The organism is Bacteroides sp. HF-4919, from assembly GCF_018860125.1.
Window position 1 is genome coordinate 44638 of the sequence record NZ_JAHKNF010000007.1, and the last position, 17516, is coordinate 62153.

At 41.8% G+C, this 17516-nt stretch carries 10 protein-coding genes; 7 read left to right on the forward strand and 3 right to left on the reverse strand.

Annotation, left to right across the window (positions count from 1 at the left end; translation table 11 throughout):
- The first annotated feature begins 210 nt into the window (after positions 1–210).
- Positions 211–1671, forward strand: a complete 1461-nt coding sequence (locus KO473_RS13095; protein WP_005818845.1) for a catalase — start codon at positions 211–213, stop codon at positions 1669–1671.
- Between the two features lie 93 nt (positions 1672–1764).
- On the opposite strand, the gene KO473_RS13100 is transcribed toward KO473_RS13095, so the two are convergent.
- Together KO473_RS13100 and KO473_RS13105 are read right to left on the reverse strand one after the other, a co-directional pair.
- On the reverse strand, positions 1765–2454 hold the full coding sequence (locus tag KO473_RS13100; RefSeq protein ID WP_005818844.1) for a TrkA family potassium uptake protein: 690 nt from the start codon (positions 2452–2454) through the stop codon (positions 1765–1767).
- Between the two features lie 15 nt (positions 2455–2469).
- Positions 2470–4305, reverse strand: coding sequence for a TrkH family potassium uptake protein (locus tag KO473_RS13105; protein ID WP_005818843.1), 1836 nt, complete (start codon positions 4303–4305; stop codon positions 2470–2472).
- Positions 4306–4440: 135 nt separating this feature from the next.
- Between KO473_RS13105 and KO473_RS13110 the strand changes: the two genes are divergently transcribed.
- A complete protein-coding gene (locus KO473_RS13110) occupies positions 4441–5808 on the forward strand; it encodes a TrpB-like pyridoxal phosphate-dependent enzyme (protein ID WP_005818842.1) in 1368 nt (455 codons plus the stop codon).
- A gap of 128 nt (positions 5809–5936) precedes the next feature.
- Positions 5937–6773, forward strand: coding sequence for a deoxyribonuclease IV (gene nfo, locus KO473_RS13115; protein ID WP_005818841.1), 837 nt, complete (start codon positions 5937–5939; stop codon positions 6771–6773).
- Here nfo and KO473_RS13120 read toward each other — a convergent pair.
- Positions 6767–8338: a ClC family H(+)/Cl(-) exchange transporter gene (locus tag KO473_RS13120; protein WP_005818840.1), complete on the reverse strand. Its 1572-nt coding sequence runs from the start codon at positions 8336–8338 to the stop codon at positions 6767–6769. The two genes, nfo and KO473_RS13120, sit on opposite strands and share 7 nt — an antisense overlap.
- A gap of 413 nt (positions 8339–8751) precedes the next feature.
- Here KO473_RS13120 and KO473_RS13125 point away from each other — a divergent pair, with 413 nt between their 5' ends.
- The 4 genes from KO473_RS13125 to KO473_RS13140 are packed head-to-tail and all read left to right on the forward strand — an operon-like array spanning position 8752 to position 17508.
- Positions 8752–10293 carry an RNA-binding domain-containing protein gene (locus KO473_RS13125; protein ID WP_005818839.1) on the forward strand — a complete coding sequence of 514 codons (1542 nt, stop codon included), beginning with the start codon at positions 8752–8754 and terminating at the stop codon, positions 10291–10293.
- Positions 10294–10309: 16 nt separating this feature from the next.
- Entirely contained in the window at positions 10310–11014 is a 705-nt protein-coding gene (locus KO473_RS13130) for a hypothetical protein (RefSeq protein ID WP_005818837.1), read from the forward strand.
- A gap of 32 nt (positions 11015–11046) precedes the next feature.
- Positions 11047–14520 (forward strand): helicase-related protein, encoded by a 3474-nt coding sequence (locus tag KO473_RS13135; protein WP_005818835.1) that lies wholly within the window; start codon positions 11047–11049, stop codon positions 14518–14520.
- 12 nt (positions 14521–14532) lie between these two features.
- Positions 14533–17508 (forward strand): Eco57I restriction-modification methylase domain-containing protein, encoded by a 2976-nt coding sequence (locus KO473_RS13140; protein WP_011109348.1) that lies wholly within the window; start codon positions 14533–14535, stop codon positions 17506–17508.
- The last annotated feature ends 8 nt before the right edge of the window (positions 17509–17516 follow it).

The window sequence follows — 17516 nt, forward strand, 5'->3', positions numbered from 1 at the left end:
TACATCTTATATTTTTTCCCACGAAACATTGCAAATCCAAGTAAAACTGATATCTTTGATAGAAATAGATATCACCTATCCATGGATTGAAATTATCTATTTGACGAGTAAACAATTTAGCGCTACTTTTGTCAAGTAATAACACGGAAGAGGAGCTGTAAAAGACTTCACATCATTGAAAGCTTTGTTTCCGGTAAAAACCAAAACTATATGGAAAAGAAAAAACTTACAGCAGCTAATGGTCGTCCTATTGCCGACAACCAAAACAGCCAGACAGCAGGCCCCCGCGGGCCAATCATGCTACAAGATCCATGGTTGATTGAGAAACTCGCTCATTTCGATCGTGAAGTGATCCCCGAACGCCGTATGCACGCTAAAGGCTCCGGAGCTTACGGCACATTTACCGTCACACACGATATCACCAAGTACACACGAGCCGCTATCTTCAGCCAGGTAGGTAAACAGACAGAATGTTTCGTACGTTTTTCAACTGTAGCAGGAGAACGCGGAGCCGCCGATGCAGAACGCGATATCCGTGGATTTGCCATGAAGTTTTATACAGAAGAAGGAAACTGGGATCTGGTAGGTAACAATACCCCTGTGTTCTTTCTGCGCGATCCTCTAAAATTTCCTGATTTAAATCATGCTGTAAAACGCGATCCACGCAACAACATGCGTAGCGCTAACAATAATTGGGATTTCTGGACCTTGTTGCCCGAGGCTCTCCATCAGGTAACTATCACCATGAGTCCACGCGGCATTCCGGCTTCTTATCGCCACATGCACGGATTCGGCAGCCATACTTACAGCTTCCTAAACGCAGAAAACAAACGAATTTGGGTTAAGTTTCATCTAAAGACTATGCAGGGCATTAAAAACCTGACTGATCAGGAAGCTGAAGCAATCATCGCCAAAGATCGTGAATCGCATCAACGTGACCTATACGAAAGCATCGAACGGGGTGATTTCCCAAAATGGAAGTTCCAAATTCAGTTGATGACTGAAGAAGAAGCAGATAACTATCGTATCAATCCGTTCGACCTTACCAAGGTTTGGCCACACAAAGATTTCCCATTGCAGGATGTAGGCATTCTTGAATTGAACCGTAATCCGGAAAACTATTTTGCAGAAGTAGAACAATCTGCTTTCAATCCGATGAACATTGTTGAAGGTATCGGCTTCTCACCCGACAAGATGTTGCAAGGACGATTATTTTCTTATGGTGATGCACAGCGCTACCGATTGGGTGTAAACTCAGAGCAGATACCGGTAAACAAACCACGTTGTCCGTTCCACGCTTTCCACCGTGACGGAGCAATGCGAGTGGACGGCAATTATGGTTCAGCCAAAGGCTATGAACCGAATAGTTATGGCGAATGGCAAGACTCGCCTGAGAAAAAAGAACCGCCTTTAAAGGTTCACGGAGATGTATTCAACTATAACGAACGTGAATATGATGACGATTACTACAGTCAGCCGGGTGATTTGTTCCGACTGATGCCTGCGGATGAACAACAATTATTGTTTGAAAATACCGCACGCGCCATGGGTGACGCAGAATTGTTCATCAAACAACGGCATGTACGCAACTGCTACAAAGCTGATCCGGCTTATGGCACAGGAGTAGCTCAAGCATTAGGTATTGATCTGGAAGAAGCCTTGAAAGGATAATCTAACTTCTTCGATATGCGCCTCAAATGTCATTCTGTTACATTTGAGGCGCATTTATATAAAGAAAGAGCATAATCTCACTATAATTTACCCTTATGACAATGCCTTCCACAATTTCTGAAAATCACTATATTTACCATAGCACACCAATACGTCATCCGGACGTATCTTGGCATCTTCCGGCAATTCGTTTACAATCTTGTGCTCCACCAAAGAAATACCCAGGCAATTCTTGATCGTATTGGAACGCTTCAATCCGATCAACTTCAAATTGAATTCTTCATCTAAATTCAACTCGTTAACAAAATAACCGACAAACTTCTCGGGAACATTGAACTTAACCACATAATATTCTGAATCTACCCGAAAGGTTTCCATCTTTGTACCAAAATCCAATAGCTGCACCAAACTCCGGGCCGCATCTTCCTCCGGAGTCAAAATCTTCTCCAACCCAAAAGCCTCAAGTACCGCTTTGTGAACCCCGTCAATGGCACGTGCATAAATATGCTTTACCTGCTTTTGCTTCAACATAGCCACCACACGAATTGAAGCTCCGAAATTTTCACCGATAGCGACAATCACCATATCAACACTGTTGAGAGGCAAGACGGAAAGAGACTGCTCGTCCGTCGCATCGATCACAAAGGCTGTGGCAATCTTATCTTTTATGCTATCTACCCGCCCTTCATCCAAATCAGCCCCTATCACCTCGTGCCCTAAGGTAGAAAGTTCTTCGGCCAACACATGACCGTAATTTCCAAGACCAATAATAATGTATTTCATAATGAATTCAACTGATTAGTTTATGATAATGTTATCGCTCGGATAACGGTATTTCGTATTCTTTTTCTGTTTCACAATGCCCAGTACCAATGTAATAAATCCCACACGGCCGATAAACATAAGCAATGATACCAGCAACTTACTTTCGTCACACAGCAAAGGAGTCGCATTCAGGCTGGAACCAACCGTACTTAAAGCCGACACACATTCAAAGGTCAGGGTCATGATGGACATCTTAGGCTCCAGTATACTTAAAATAAATATAAATACAAACAAGATTCCCAATGAAACAACCACAGCCGCATTGGAACGACGAATAGAATCGTATGACAACTCACGACCGAAAACTTCTACTCTCTCTGTTCCTCTCAAAACCGCAATTAAGTTGAGTGAGGCCACGGCAAACGCATTTACTTTCACACCACCGGCCGTAGACTGTGCCGCACCACCAATCCACATCAGAACAATATAAAGCATAATGGTCTGTATACTGAGTGAAGTCAAATCGACACTGCTGAATCCGGCCGTTCGGGGACAAGTGGCATTAAAGAAAGCCTGTGTCCACTTATCAGCAATTGACATACCGGCAAACGAATGATTCCACTCAAAAATTGCAATGGCCATCGTGCCAAAAACAAGCAATAAGACAGTCATTATCAGGACAATCTTAGTATTCAGGTTAAATAAATGGTGCACCCGGTGATTGTCCCATTGACGGGTACGAATCAAACGCCAGAAACGACGGGCATGGTAAACAATAATATCTTTGAAATTAACAAGAATCGGGAAACCGATTCCTCCGAAAATGATCAGGAACGACACAGTTATATAAAGCCAATTATGATTAGTCATTACCATCGGATTACCCAAATTGCCCGGCAATGTAGAAAATCCCGCATTACAGAAAGCTGAAATAGAGTGGAAGGCAGAAAAAGCCAGTTCATCTTGTACATCCATCCCCAGTGTACCGTGTATGCTGAACCAAATGGACAGCATACCGACTCCTTCAATCACCAAAGTGAAACCCAATATATATAACAAGGTGGAAAGTAATGACCCCAACGAATTGGAACTTACCATATCACGTACCACTAACTGATTGTACAGAGAAGTATTTCCCATGAAGAACATAGCAAAGAAACTGGTCAGAGTCATGACTCCCAAACCGCCGATCTGAATCAGCAATATGATCACTGTCAGTCCCGCCGGAGTAAAGGTGGCAGACACATCAACAGGTACCAGCCCTGTTACACATACGGCACTGGTAGAAGTAAACAGCGCATCGACCCACGATAATGTAACACCGTCTACCGTACAACGAGGCAACATTAATAATCCCGCTCCAATTATAATAATCACCAAAAAGCTGGCAGCCAAGATCAGAGAAGGATTCGTCCGCCTTCCTAAAAGGCGTACCAATCCGTTCGATAAATTCAAAAGAGAAAAAAGCAACAGCAGGATAATGTGATAAAAGTAGCCGTGTAAGAACTCCCACAAATGCAAGATAGCCCCTCCTTCTTCGGGACGGTGAAAAATGACAGGTATCAGAGTCAGATATAACAACCAACTCAGTATCCAGGCAAGTTTCCGGAAATTCTTTTTCGTATCCCTGTATTCAAGTAATATATGCAGGGTGACGTCAATCAAGAATATAATCCAGACCGTCTTATAGAGAAGATGTATTTTCGTAACTTCATGTGCAGAAAGCGTAAAGCCATGTTCATAGATCACTCCCACTATCAGCATAATGGAGGCCAGATAGGTAATGATTGCCATTAATCGTAACAAAAGTCGTACGTAAGGCTGCAATAATTTATTCTGATATAAAAAGAATTTATGATATATCTTCATCGGATTGCATATTAATTGAGTCGCACAAACTTAACTAAAATAACAAACATATCCGATTCTTTGTTGCTGAAATCATATAATTCTTAAAAATTATACTTACTTTTGGCATCAGAATAATCAAATAACTACAATATTATGAGCGACAAGAAAAAAAGGTACATGCTGCCTGAAGAAGAAATTCCACACTATTGGTACAACATACAAGCCGACATGGTGAACAAACCAATGCCTCCGTTGCATCCGGGAACCAAACAGCCATTAAAGGCAGAAGACCTGTATCCGATCTTCGCAGAAGAACTTTGCCGTCAGGAACTGAACCAGACTGACCAATGGATCGAAATACCGGAAGAAGTTCGTGAAATGTATAAATATTACCGTAGTACTCCATTGGTTCGTGCCTATGGTTTGGAAAAAGCATTGGGCACACCGGCACATATCTATTTCAAGAATGAAAGTGTCAGTCCGATGGGTTCACACAAATTAAATTCTGCCATCCCTCAAGCTTATTATTGCAAAAAAGAAGGCGTACAAAACGTAACAACCGAAACCGGAGCGGGACAATGGGGAGCCTCTTTGGCCTATGCCGCTAAACTCTTCGGTCTGGAAGCAGCCGTCTATCAGGTAAAGATCAGCTATGAACAGAAACCTTACCGCCGCAGTATCATGCAAACTTACGGTGCCCAGGTGACCCCATCCCCTTCAATGTCAACCCGTGCAGGAAAAGATATTCTGACTGCACACCCCAATCATCAGGGATCATTAGGGACTGCCATCTCCGAAGCAATCGAACTGGCACAAACTACTCCTAACTGCAAATATACATTAGGTTCCGTTTTGAGCCATGTCACTCTTCACCAGACAGTGATCGGTCTGGAAGCCGAAAAGCAGATGGCAATGGCCGGCGAATATCCTGATATGGTGATTGCCTGCTTTGGTGGCGGTTCCAACTTCGGTGGTATCGCATTCCCTTTCATGCGTCACAACATACTTGAAGGTAAAAAGACACGTTTCATCGCTGCCGAACCGGCATCTTGCCCGAAGCTTACCCGAGGCAAGTTTCAGTACGACTTCGGTGATGAAGCCGGATATACTCCACTGTTGCCTATGTTTACATTAGGACATAACTTTGCCCCAGCCAATATCCATGCAGGCGGACTTCGTTATCACGGTGCCGGAGTAATAGTTTCGCAACTCCTGAAAGACAAACTGATGGAAGCAGTAGATATCAGTCAGTTGGAATCATTCGAAGCAGGATGCCTGTTCGCACAAGTTGAGGGCATTATCCCTGCTCCGGAATCATGTCACGCCATTGCAGCAGCCATCCGTGAAGCAAACAAATGCAAAGAAAACGGAGAAGAGAAAGTGATTTTGTTCAACCTGTCCGGTCACGGACTGATCGATATGGCTTCGTATGACAAATACCTGTCCGGTGATCTGGTAAACTATTCGCTTACAGATGATGATATCCAGAAGAATCTGGATGAAATAGGAAACTTAGCTTAATCATTAAGCCCATCTGAGCTTTTGCCCCATAACAATATATGTAATCACTCATTACATATATTGTTATGGGGCAAAACATATATTGTTATGGAAATGTTATCTTTGCATATAAATCAAAGAAAAGAATTATGAAATATATCGGAGCACATGTCAGTGCATCGGGAGGCGTAGAGTTCGCTCCTGTTAATGCACATAAGATCGGGGCCAATGCGTTCGCCCTCTTCACAAAAAATCAACGCCAGTGGGTCAGTAAACCACTAACCGAAGATAGTATCCGTCTCTTCAAAGAAAATTGTGAGAAATTCGGCTTCGCCCCCGAATACATTCTCCCGCACGATAGTTACCTGATAAACCTGGGACATCCCGAAGAAGAGGGACTGTCCAAAAGCCGGGCTGCCTTCCTTGACGAAATGCAACGTTGCGAACAATTGGGACTGAAACTGCTGAACTTCCATCCCGGCAGCCACCTCAACAAGATACCGGTGGAAGAATGTCTGGATCGGATCGCAGAAAGCATCAATCTGACTTTGGAAAAGACCCAAGGAGTAACTGCCGTTATTGAAAATACTGCCGGACAAGGAAGCAACCTGGGAAATGAATTCTGGCAGTTGAAATACATCATCGACCGCGTGGAAGATAAAAGCCGTGTAGGAGTGTGCCTGGACACCTGCCACACCTTTACAGCCGGTTATGACTTTCTGAATGATTATGATAATGTCTTCGGAGAATTCGGTGAAGTGGTCGGATTTGAATATCTGCGGGGAATGCATCTCAACGATTCAAAAAAAGAATTGGGAAGTCGTGTAGACCGTCACGACAGCATCGGTAAGGGATTAATCGGTTTCGCTTTCTTTGAGAAACTAATGAAAGATCCCCGTTTCGACAACATGCCGTTGATTCTGGAAACCATCGATGAAACATTGTGGCCCGAAGAAATAGCTTGGCTGAGAGAACAAGCTCAATAAATATTGGCCATACTTACCAAAGGTTCGTATAATTTTTCAATATCTTGTGCATCCATCTCAATCTGCACCTGATCCCCCGGAACAAGTTTCTGCTTTGCCGGGGGTATATCTTTCCTGTCTCGGTGTATGTTGATAATTTCACAACGTTCCGGCAACAGTAATTCGCTTACCATCTTCCCATCAAAATACGAACCGCTCATCACTTCCACAGAAAGAGTATAGCGCTTCTCCTCCTGAAAATCAGGAGAATTAATCATATCATCATAAAGTGTCACATTAAACGGCTGGATCTGCAACATCTCCGTAAAATAGTAGGTCAGCCCTCCCACAACAATGGAGGGGTAGAAAACCTCCAGATGTCCGGTGATCTCAGTAATCAAAACGATTGCTGTCAAAGGAGTCCGGATCACCGCAACCAAAAAAGCAGACATACATATCAGCATGACATAGCTGATATTTTCGTATCCGATAATGCCCTGACGTACCAGAATCAAAGCAACGATCTGCCCGATCAGTCCCCCGGTAACCAGAGTGGGAATAAAACTTCCTCCCGGCAATCCGGAAGAAAACGAAAGCACACTAAAAACAAAGTGCAGAATCATCATCCCCACAATCCACATAATATGGGTATCAGCATGCATCGCCTGCTCCAATAAAAATTGTTCACCTCCACCGGTCAGATTCACTTCCGTGAGTGATATTAAATAAGCAATAAACAACAAATAGAGCATCTTCACATAAGCCGGATGCTTGATGGCCGGATAAAGTCGCTTAAACCAAACTGTAATAACCGAATAAATCTTACCGGATACGGAAATTACCGCAGCCAGCAATAAGAACAATTTGACTTGTGAAGAAAAAACCAGTCCGGGAGAAATAGCGTCAATCTGGAAATAAGGGTTAATGGGAAAGATCATACTCGCCACACCACCTGCCACCACTCCGGCGAGCAAAGTGGTTATGGCGGTCTTAGGTGCATCAAAACGTTCGATAGACTCAATGACCAATAACGAAGAAGCCAAGGGAGCGGCAAAAGCAGCAGCCAATCCGGCACCTGCACCGGCGGCAAGCAGTTGTTTTCGTTCACCGGCAAGCACTCTTCCCCATTTAGACACCAGACAACCGATATAAGAGCCGATCTGCACGGAGGGTCCCTCACGTCCCAAAGACAAACCGGCACTCAACGCCAACACTCCTCCCACAAACTTAGATATTAACTCTATAAAAGGATGCTTGTAGGAGATACGTCCGTTAATCACTCCACGGGTTTGAGGAATCCCCCCACCGGTGATCAACGGCATCTTTTTCACCAACCACATCACAAATAAGAGGATACCCCATAAAGACAAAAAGATAGGAATATGCCAATACCAATGTGGCTGTGAATCAAAAAAGTTTCTACGAGTATTAAAAAAGAATTGTAACAGATAGTGATAGGGTACAGCAACAAGCCCTGTCAACAATCCCACGAATATACTGACAAAATAAAGACGGGCATCTATCAATTTCAGCTTCCATACCCGCCATTTCCTCATATCCTCTAAATCACCTGATTTTCCAAACATATCTCCGTCCGTTATACCGTTGCAGAGTACAACAATCCGGAGATTGCTTGGTTTCACCGGAATAGTTAAAATTAGTTCAAACAAATAAAGGCCGCCACAAGCACTCGTCTTGCAGCGGCCTTCTATATGTAGACCTATTGTTTAGAACTTACTTACTTCACTTCTTCAAAATCAACAGTATCTCTGTATGAGCAACTTGCGTACACGTGTTGCAATTATATCGCAAATCCGAAAATAAGCATCCATAAGCAACCACAGCTCTTGACTGCAAAAATATAAAATTTTCCAATAAATATCGTGATATAAACGCATAATAATCAAAAGTATGGCACGAATTTAACAGAATCTCCACTTTTATCCTTACCTTTGTACATGATATTGGGGAACTATACCCTAACAATTATAAGGAAACGATGCAAATTCAAAACAATACATTGATAGCGGAATGCTCAGCTTACGATTTCAAGGAAATGTTGGAACGTAAGAAAGTGAAGTCATGGCTCAAATCCGTGTCGGCTTTTGCCAATACAGAAGGTGGCAGTCTGTTCTATGGAGTGAACGATGATGGAGTGATTGTAGGTTTGGAGAATCCACAATCCGATGCTGATTTTATCAGTGAAATGATGAAGGCACGACTTGACCCTGTGCCGGAAGTTCAGCTTATTCCGATAGAACACGAAGGGCATACCCTGCTTGAAGTGAAAGTAAAGGCAGGAACGCTTACACCTTATTACTATTATCAGGATGGGACACGTACCGCATATGTACGAGTTGGCAATGAAAGTGTAGAATGCAACTCCCAACAATTACTTTCGTTGGTATTAAAAGGCACGCACATGACATGGGATTCTCTTCCTACCCAAGTGGATGCCGGCAAACATTCTTTCATCATCCTTGCCAATACTTTCCGTGAGCAAACCCATCAAGAATGGAACGACAAGTATCTGGAATCATTCGGACTAGTAACTCCTGACGGCAAACTGACCAATGCAGGATTGCTGTTTGTGGATAATTGCACGGTATTTCAATCGCGTATTTTCTGCACCCGTTGGACTGGACTCTATAAGGATGATGCCATCAGTTCCGTAGAACATCGGGCTAACCTTGTGCTGCTCTTAAAATATGGTATGGATTTCATCAAAAACTATACCATGAGCGGCTGGGTGAAGATGCCAAACTATCGCCTTAACCTCCCCGACTATTCCGACCGTGCCATCTTTGAAGGACTGGTAAACCACCTTATCCATAGAGATTATACTATAATGGGCGGTGAAGTACATATCGACATTTATGATGACCGCGTAGAACTGGTATCACCTGGTGCTATGCTTGACGGTACACAAATTCAAGACCGTGACATATACAAAGTGCCGTCCATGCGTCGTAATCCTGTCATTGCAGATGTGTTCACACAGTTGGATTATATGGAGAAACGTGGTTCCGGTTTACGCAAAATGCGAGAGCTTACAGAGAAATTACCTAATTTCTTGCAAGGCAAAGAACCGCAATATCAAACGGAAGCGACCTCTTTCTACACCACGTTCTATAATTTGAACTGGAACGAAAGCGGAAGAATACCTGTAGAGGAAGTAGCCAACAGGGTAAATAGTACCCTCGAAAAGTACCCTGTAAACGAAGAAAGTTCGGTCGAAAAGTTCGGTGTAAACACAAAAGAGTTCGGTGTAAATGAAGAAAGTTCGGTCGAAAAGTTCGGTGTAAATGCGGATAAGTTCGGAGATACATCGGAAACACAGAAGAAAGTCAGTAAAACTGCACAAAAGATAATCGACCTCGTTATTTCAGATCCTTCAATCACAGCTGATAATATGGCCAACAAGATTGGTGTAACTAAACGCGCTATAGAGAAAAATATCAAGAGCCTTAGGGGTATGGGAATTTTGGTTCACGAAGGTTCAGACAAGGCTGGTTATTGGCGCATTATTGTTAAACCATAAACAGAACAACAAACCTATGGAGACCTCTTTCATACCACTCTTTGCAATCATAGCCGTTTTGATTATCGCCTTTTTGTTTGCCTCTTTGCCACAGGTAAACCATAAAACGCGATACCGAGTGCTTTATGCAATAGCCATTATCATGCTATTAGCTGTTATCCCTATTAGTGAATATATGGCTGGTGGCATACAAAACTCAAGTAACAATTATCTGCTTGTCCTAATATTCGATATTGCAGTAGGATATTTCTGTATGTACATTGCTGCTTTGCTAAAATTCAACGTTCTTAAACGAAAGAACCAAGCATTAGAAAACGCCTTGACAGAAAAGCAACAAGAAAATGTAGCAATCCTATTGGAGCATCAAAACGAAAAACAACAAGCACTCCGGCAAAGAGAGCTTGAATGGTTAGCTGGGAAAATAAAGATGTTTACCGAAGAAGAACAGGAAGCTATTCTTGCCAGTGCTCTATCATTTGCTGAACATGACTTGATAGTTGCTCCCTCAATAAGCATACAACCTAAAGAAACATGTAGTCAGCAAGAACTAATGTACTTTGTCTGCTCTGCTTTTTACAATATGGATAAAAGTCGTAGTGAAGTTGTGGGTTTCTTATATAAAGTTTTTCCTCTCTATTTTCCAGCAGGAGAAAGTGCATTGGCTAAAAAGATGCCGGGATTGGAAAAAGTAAAAGAGAGGAGAGAGAAAGAATGTAATTAGCGCATATTTTCAAACCATAGAATAGAATTAAAATGAATAATACACTTATAGATAATTCCATAGAAGCACTTTCAATGACAACAACATTGAGAAAATGCTTAGCCATTGATGGTATTAAAACAGTTAGTATTGCCACAGGCTATTGGGATATTCCCGGTTTAGCTATACTACAAGAAAATTTGAGGTCTTTCATTGAAAAAGAAGGAACAACGCTTCGTTTACTTATAGGAAAAGACCCTTATATATACGTAAATCAATTAAAGTCACCTAAATATAAAGATGCAAATTATCCGCTGGACTTCATAAAAACTGATATCCACGAACTTAATGTTACTGAGGAATATAAAGATGCTATACGTCTGCTTCTTGATTATTGTACGGAAAACAATGATTCAAAGATTCAGATTCGTGTATTTCGAAAAAATGAAAATGACGAAACTCAATTTTTACATTCTAAGTGTTACATCTTTGACGGAAAGTCAAACGGCATTGGTATTGGTATCGTGGGTAGTACAAATTTTACACAAAAAGGATTACAAGGTAACGCTGAATTAAACTATATTGAAACAGCTCCAAATCAAGTGTTATCGCTTGATGAAATACCTGGTAATAAATCTCATTTGATATGGTTTAATGAAAAATGGGAAATATCTGAACCTTGGAACAAACAATTCTTAGAACAAATCCTTAAATCTGCACCTATAACAGATGACGTGGAAAAAGAACGCAAAAGTGAACAACAATCATTCACTCCATACGAACTATATATCAAATTGCTACAAATTAAGTTTGGTGACATTGTAGACAAATCACTCGGACAACAGATAGAAACTTATCTGCCAGCGAACATCCACAAACTGGAATATCAAATAGAAGCTGTTAAGAGGTGTATCGGCATTATGCACGAACATGGTGGCTTTATGTTGGCAGATGTGGTGGGACTTGGCAAGACGATTATTGGTACGCTCATCATCAAGCGTTTCTTGTCCGTACCAGAAGACGATGGACGAGAACGTAAAGTATTGGTCATTACTCCTCCTGCCATTCAATCGGGTTGGAAGAAGACTATAGCCATGTTCGACAAAAATTCTGACGAGAAGATTGCGCCATACATTGACTTCATTACAACTGGACGCATCGGAAATGTTGCCGAAGATGAGAGCTGCGAAGATGACGATGACGACAGCCGCGATTCTGGCGATTTTGGTGGAACACTCCAAGAAAAGAATTATGGCTTTATTGTCATTGACGAAAGCCATAAGTTCCGCAACAGTGCCACATTGATGTACCAGTCTCTTGATGAACTGATACAGAAGATTTGTTCTAATACAGGGGTATATCCATACGTGGGTCTTCTTTCTGCCACACCGCAGAACAACCGACCAAACGACTTGAAGAATCAGATTTACCTTTTTGAGAGAAACCACAATGACAGTACATTGAAGAAGGCTGAAAGTGGTAATATCGAAAGGTTCTTTGCAGATGTCAACCGAGAATATGAATTGCTGATAGATAGAAGCAACGACATACCAGCAGATGAGCGCCGCCAACGCTTGGATGCCGTGTCAAAGAGACTGCGTGATTGCGTGTTAAGTGATATTCTAGAACGCCGAACAAGGACTGACGTTGAGAAATATTACAAGGATGATATGGAATCACAAGGCTTGATATTTCCAAAAATTGTTGGACCTAACAATCTTGAATACATCATGGATGACGAGTTGGCTCAACTGTTCTCTGATACTATGACAATCATTGCTCCAACGAAGGCAGAAAAGTTGCAGACTGACGAGTGGCTAAAATATTTCCGCTATCGTGCCATTGAATATTTTACTGACCCTGCCAACGAAAGAAAACATACAGGTCGAGGCAATCGTGGTGTCAACGACGTTGCCAAGCAGCTTGCAACCATCATGCAGATTCTTCTTGTGAAGCGTCTTGAAAGTTCGTTCACTGCTTTCACCCAATCCCTGTTGAACCTGCGACGTTACACAGAGAACATGATTAAGATGTGGGAGAACGACACAATTTTCGTTTGTCCGCAAATTGACGTGAACAAAGAACTTGACTATGAAGCCAAAACATTGAAACGTGGTAAACGTGTTTCGTTTAATGATTGTGTAGAAGACATCAGAGCCAAGATAACAAAATTGACGGAACAAGGGCGTAACGAGAAGGGACAGAATGCAGAATATAACCGCAAAGACTTCAAGGAGGAATACTATATCCAACTGAAAGAAGACTTCCGACTCATTTCTAATCTCTATGATCGATGGGCGAAAAACCCACAAGACCCGAAATTTGATGCTTTCAAAGAGAACATCAAGCCAGAATTGTTTAATCCACAAAAGAATACCTCTGGAAAATTGGTTATCTTCTCGGAAGCTATAAACACGGTACAATCGCTTGCGAGAGCGGTAAAGGCAAAGGGCTATAAGGCACTTGTCATTACTGCTGCCAATCGTGATGAGATGGAACATACGATTGAGGAAAATTTCGATGCCAATTACGAAGGTGTCTGGAAGGATGACTACAATGTTATCATTACAACAGAGGTCTTGGCTGAAGGTGTGAACCTCCACCGTGCCAATGTTATTCTGAACTATGATACTCCTTGGAACTCCACTCGCCTGATGCAGCGCATAGGTCGTGTAAACCGTATCGGCAGTAAAGAGCCTTTTGTCTATGTCTATAACTTCATGCCAAGTGCAGAAGGCGATGCGCAGATTCAGTTGGTTCGCAAGGCACATACCAAGTTACAATCCTTCCATGTCCTGTTTGGTGAAGACAGTAAGATTTTCTCGGAAGAGGAAAGTGTGGTACATTACGATATTGCCAAAGCTGTTGACGGTGAAGAATCACCTTTGCAGAAGTATGTATATGAACTGAAACAATACAAGGATACTCACCCTGAACGTTATCTGCAAATAGAACAAGCTGATAAAGACTGGCAGATAGCACAGGCTGCAAGTGGAACGGCATATTTCATAGTAAAAGCACCACACTCTGCAAGGCTTGCAATTAGAATACGTACAGAAGCCGAGGGTCTGTATAACGCCAAAATAATTTCTTTGCTTGAACTGCTTGAAGATATGCGTGTGAAAGAAAATGCCAAACGTGTTCCATTACCAGATAACTGGCGACAGCTTTCGGCAGAAGCCATAAAGACTTATAACCAATACTTTGTCCGCATCAACAAGTCAAGGGCTGGTGACAAGGCTACGGCTGCAAAAGAAATGTTGGTGAAAATTAACAACACACCTAGTTTATCACTACAATCCAAGATTTTGCTGAAAAATGCTCGTAAGTTTATTGACCGAGGAAGTTTTGATATTATCAAAAAAGTATTGGCTATTGGTCAAGAATTAGAAGAGCGGGGGTTACGTCTCTTTGCCATAGAGCAACAAGATATAGACGAGATTCTGGAGCGAGAAATCGGCAAACTCGTAGCCCATGTGGAAAGTAAACAAGGCGAAGCATCTATTGTATTAGGAACCATCAAGTAAACAAATACCCCCATGAATAAGGAGTCATTAAAAGAATATTTAAGCAGCCGATATCAAGGCTGGAGTTCGTTCCTCAACAATGTTATTTTTCCCATTTTCGGTGAAGATGACTTTGAGGATGGTTTTGAAACAGAGCTTTTGGAGAGTCAGCCCGAACGAAGACAACTGGCAGAAGCGACGGGAATACGCAGCATCAAGCAAGTTGGAATGATGTATGTTGGCGTTGAACCTTTACAGATTTTCGATGTGACAGTCAGCGACCGGGTTATGATGGAGCATAACCGTGTGAACATCCAGCGGCTCATCCGTGCTGTCATGGATCAATTCTCTTGTGCCTTCATGCTGTTCCATTACGAGGATGATACTCGTTGGGATTGGCGTTTCACCTATTGCCGAAAGAGTGGCAACAAAGAAGAATCCACCGACAGCAAACGCTATACGTTCCTGCTGGGGCCTGGTCAGTCATGCCGCACGGCAACTGACAACTTCATAGCTCTATACGACAAAAGGAATTCTCTTGAAATTAAAGACATCGAAAATGCATTCAACGTTGAAGCTCTTTCTAAAGAGTTCTTTGGGAAGTACAAGGCTCAATACGAAGCTTTTGTCAATTACATGGTTGACCCTACAAACGGAATGCGTCAACACTTCATTGATACAGGCTTTGACCATACGGGTATGGCTGCTGACAAAATTCGTGACCGTGAGGAAAAACCCATTCGTGACTATGTGAAGAAACTTCTTGGACGCATTGTGTTCCTGCACTTCCTCCAAAAGAAAGGCTGGCTTGGCGTTCCTGCAAGCAAGGAATGGGGCGAAGGCGATCGTGATTTCATGCTGAATATTTTCAAGAATGCAAATGAACGTCAAAAGGAAAACTTTCTTGATGACATATTAGAAGACTTGTTTACAGAAGGTTTAGACCGTAACCGTTCAGATCAGGGCGACCTTTACGACACAAAAGTAGAAGGCTTCCGCAACTGTCGTATTCCATATTTGAACGGCGGTCTGTTTGAACGTGACATTCTTGACAAGAAGCCCAGTCATTTTCCTGCCAGCTATTTTAATGGCCTGCTGACAATGCTCTCGCAGTACAACTTTACCATCGATGAAAATGACCCAAACGATGCAGAAGTGGGCGTTGACCCAGAAATGCTTGGACGCATCTTTGAAAACCTGCTGGAGGACAACAAGGATAAGGGTGCATTCTATACGCCGAAAGAGATTGTGCAGTACATGTGCCGAGAAAGCTTGATAGCATATCTGCAAACAGACATGAGGGAAGAAGACAAGGAGTGTATACGTCAGTTTGTGACAACTCACGATGCATCCCAGCTGGGCGAATTAAAGGAATACATTGATCAGAAACTGTACGATGTGAAGATATGCGACCCTGCAATTGGCTCTGGTGCTTTTCCAATGGGATTGCTGCGCGAACTGTTCTTCTGCCGTTCTGCTATTGAGCCAAACATTGTAGAGAATGCAGCTAACATTAAACGTCACATTATCCAAAACAACATTTATGGTGTTGACATTGAACGTGGAGCAGTGGATATAGCCCGACTTCGTTTCTGGCTCTCACTGATTGTTGACGAAAAGTCACCAGAGGCTCTGCCTAACCTTGATTTCAAGATTATGCAGGGGAATTCCCTTCTGGAGCAATATAAGGGTGTTGACCTTTCAACGATGACAGAAAAGAAAATAGGAGCTGGTGAAAGTCTAACTTTCTTTGATAGCATGTTAGATGTTTATCGCAAAAATCTACGCGACAAACTTACTGAATATTACGCTTGCCCTGAACATGACAAGAAAATGCAGCTGAGAAAGGACATTGCAGATATTGTAAAGCAGGAACTCGTTGAGCAAGGTATTCATATTGATTTTGAAGATATGGACTTGTCTGCAAACAGTCAGTTCTTCCTCTGGCATACCTGGTTCCATGATGTTTTCTCACGACCCTCAAAAGAGGGCTTCGATATTGTCATTGGCAATCCACCGTACGGTGCTAAAATTTCATCTATAGACAAAGCATGCTTCAAACATATATTTACATCTGCTCAAACTATACCTAATATACAAAAAGGATCTTTAGATACTTTTTCGCTTTTCATTGATTTAGGTTACCAAATATTACACACTAAAGGAAATGCAATCTTTATTGTTCCACTAAGTGTTACTGCTTCCGATGCAATGTCAGGACTTCATAGACTACTAATAAATCACTGTGACGAAATCTATGTCAGTTCATATGGAGACAGACCACGCCGTATATTTGAAAGTGCAGAACAACAAGTATCCATTATTAGTTTTAAAAAATCCAGCAACAAGGCCACAAGAATTATGACTACGCATATCAACAAACGCTATTCTGATGAATCTCTGTGGTTACTCTTAGATGACCTAAAGTTTGTAAATGCCCTTCATCATATTCGCAATGGGAGAATTCCAAAGATAGGCAATGAAATAGAATTAGGAATATTATGCAAATTAGAGCGTTGTGTCACAACAATAAAAGATGTGTATAAACGAGAAGGTTTACCTATTTATTACCGGAAGGCAGGTGGTAGGTACTATAAAATAATAACTAAGATTCCTACTCATTCTTCTGCAGAAGGGGAATTGAAAGTCAGAGAAAAATATCAAAGTCTTGTAGGAGCAGCCTTGTCAAGTAACCTTTTCTATTGGTTTTGGCTGATACACTCAGATTGGCATAACCTACGATCATCCGAATTAGAAATGTTTCCTATCCCATTCGAATCATTTTCAGATGAAGAACTTGATAAAATAAATACTTTATATGATACTTATCTTAATGATTTATATTCAAAGAGCCAGACAACTAAAACGGGACTGAAATGTTTTTTTGCAAGACAATCTAAAATGCATATTGATGCAATTGATAAATTTATTGGAGAAAAATATGGTTTATCTGAGATTGAAATAAAATTTTTAATCAATTATGACTATCAATATCGAAATGCTGAATAAGCATTAAT

Excerpts from the sequence above, each read along its gene's own strand:
- KO473_RS13095 (WP_005818845.1), top strand. The coding sequence starts at position 211 with ATGGAAAAGAAAAAACTTACAGCAGCTAATGGTCGTCCTATTGCCGAC.
- KO473_RS13100 (WP_005818844.1), bottom strand. The coding sequence starts at position 2,454 with ATGAAATACATTATTATTGGTCTTGGAAATTACGGTCATGTGTTGGCC.
- KO473_RS13105 (WP_005818843.1), bottom strand. The coding sequence starts at position 4,305 with ATGAAGATATATCATAAATTCTTTTTATATCAGAATAAATTATTGCAG.
- KO473_RS13110 (WP_005818842.1), top strand. The coding sequence starts at position 4,441 with ATGAGCGACAAGAAAAAAAGGTACATGCTGCCTGAAGAAGAAATTCCA.
- nfo (WP_005818841.1), top strand. The coding sequence starts at position 5,937 with ATGAAATATATCGGAGCACATGTCAGTGCATCGGGAGGCGTAGAGTTC.
- KO473_RS13120 (WP_005818840.1), bottom strand. The coding sequence starts at position 8,338 with ATGTTTGGAAAATCAGGTGATTTAGAGGATATGAGGAAATGGCGGGTA.
- KO473_RS13125 (WP_005818839.1), top strand. The coding sequence starts at position 8,752 with ATGCAAATTCAAAACAATACATTGATAGCGGAATGCTCAGCTTACGAT.
- KO473_RS13130 (WP_005818837.1), top strand. The coding sequence starts at position 10,310 with ATGGAGACCTCTTTCATACCACTCTTTGCAATCATAGCCGTTTTGATT.
- KO473_RS13135 (WP_005818835.1), top strand. The coding sequence starts at position 11,047 with ATGAATAATACACTTATAGATAATTCCATAGAAGCACTTTCAATGACA.
- KO473_RS13140 (WP_011109348.1), top strand. The coding sequence starts at position 14,533 with ATGAATAAGGAGTCATTAAAAGAATATTTAAGCAGCCGATATCAAGGC.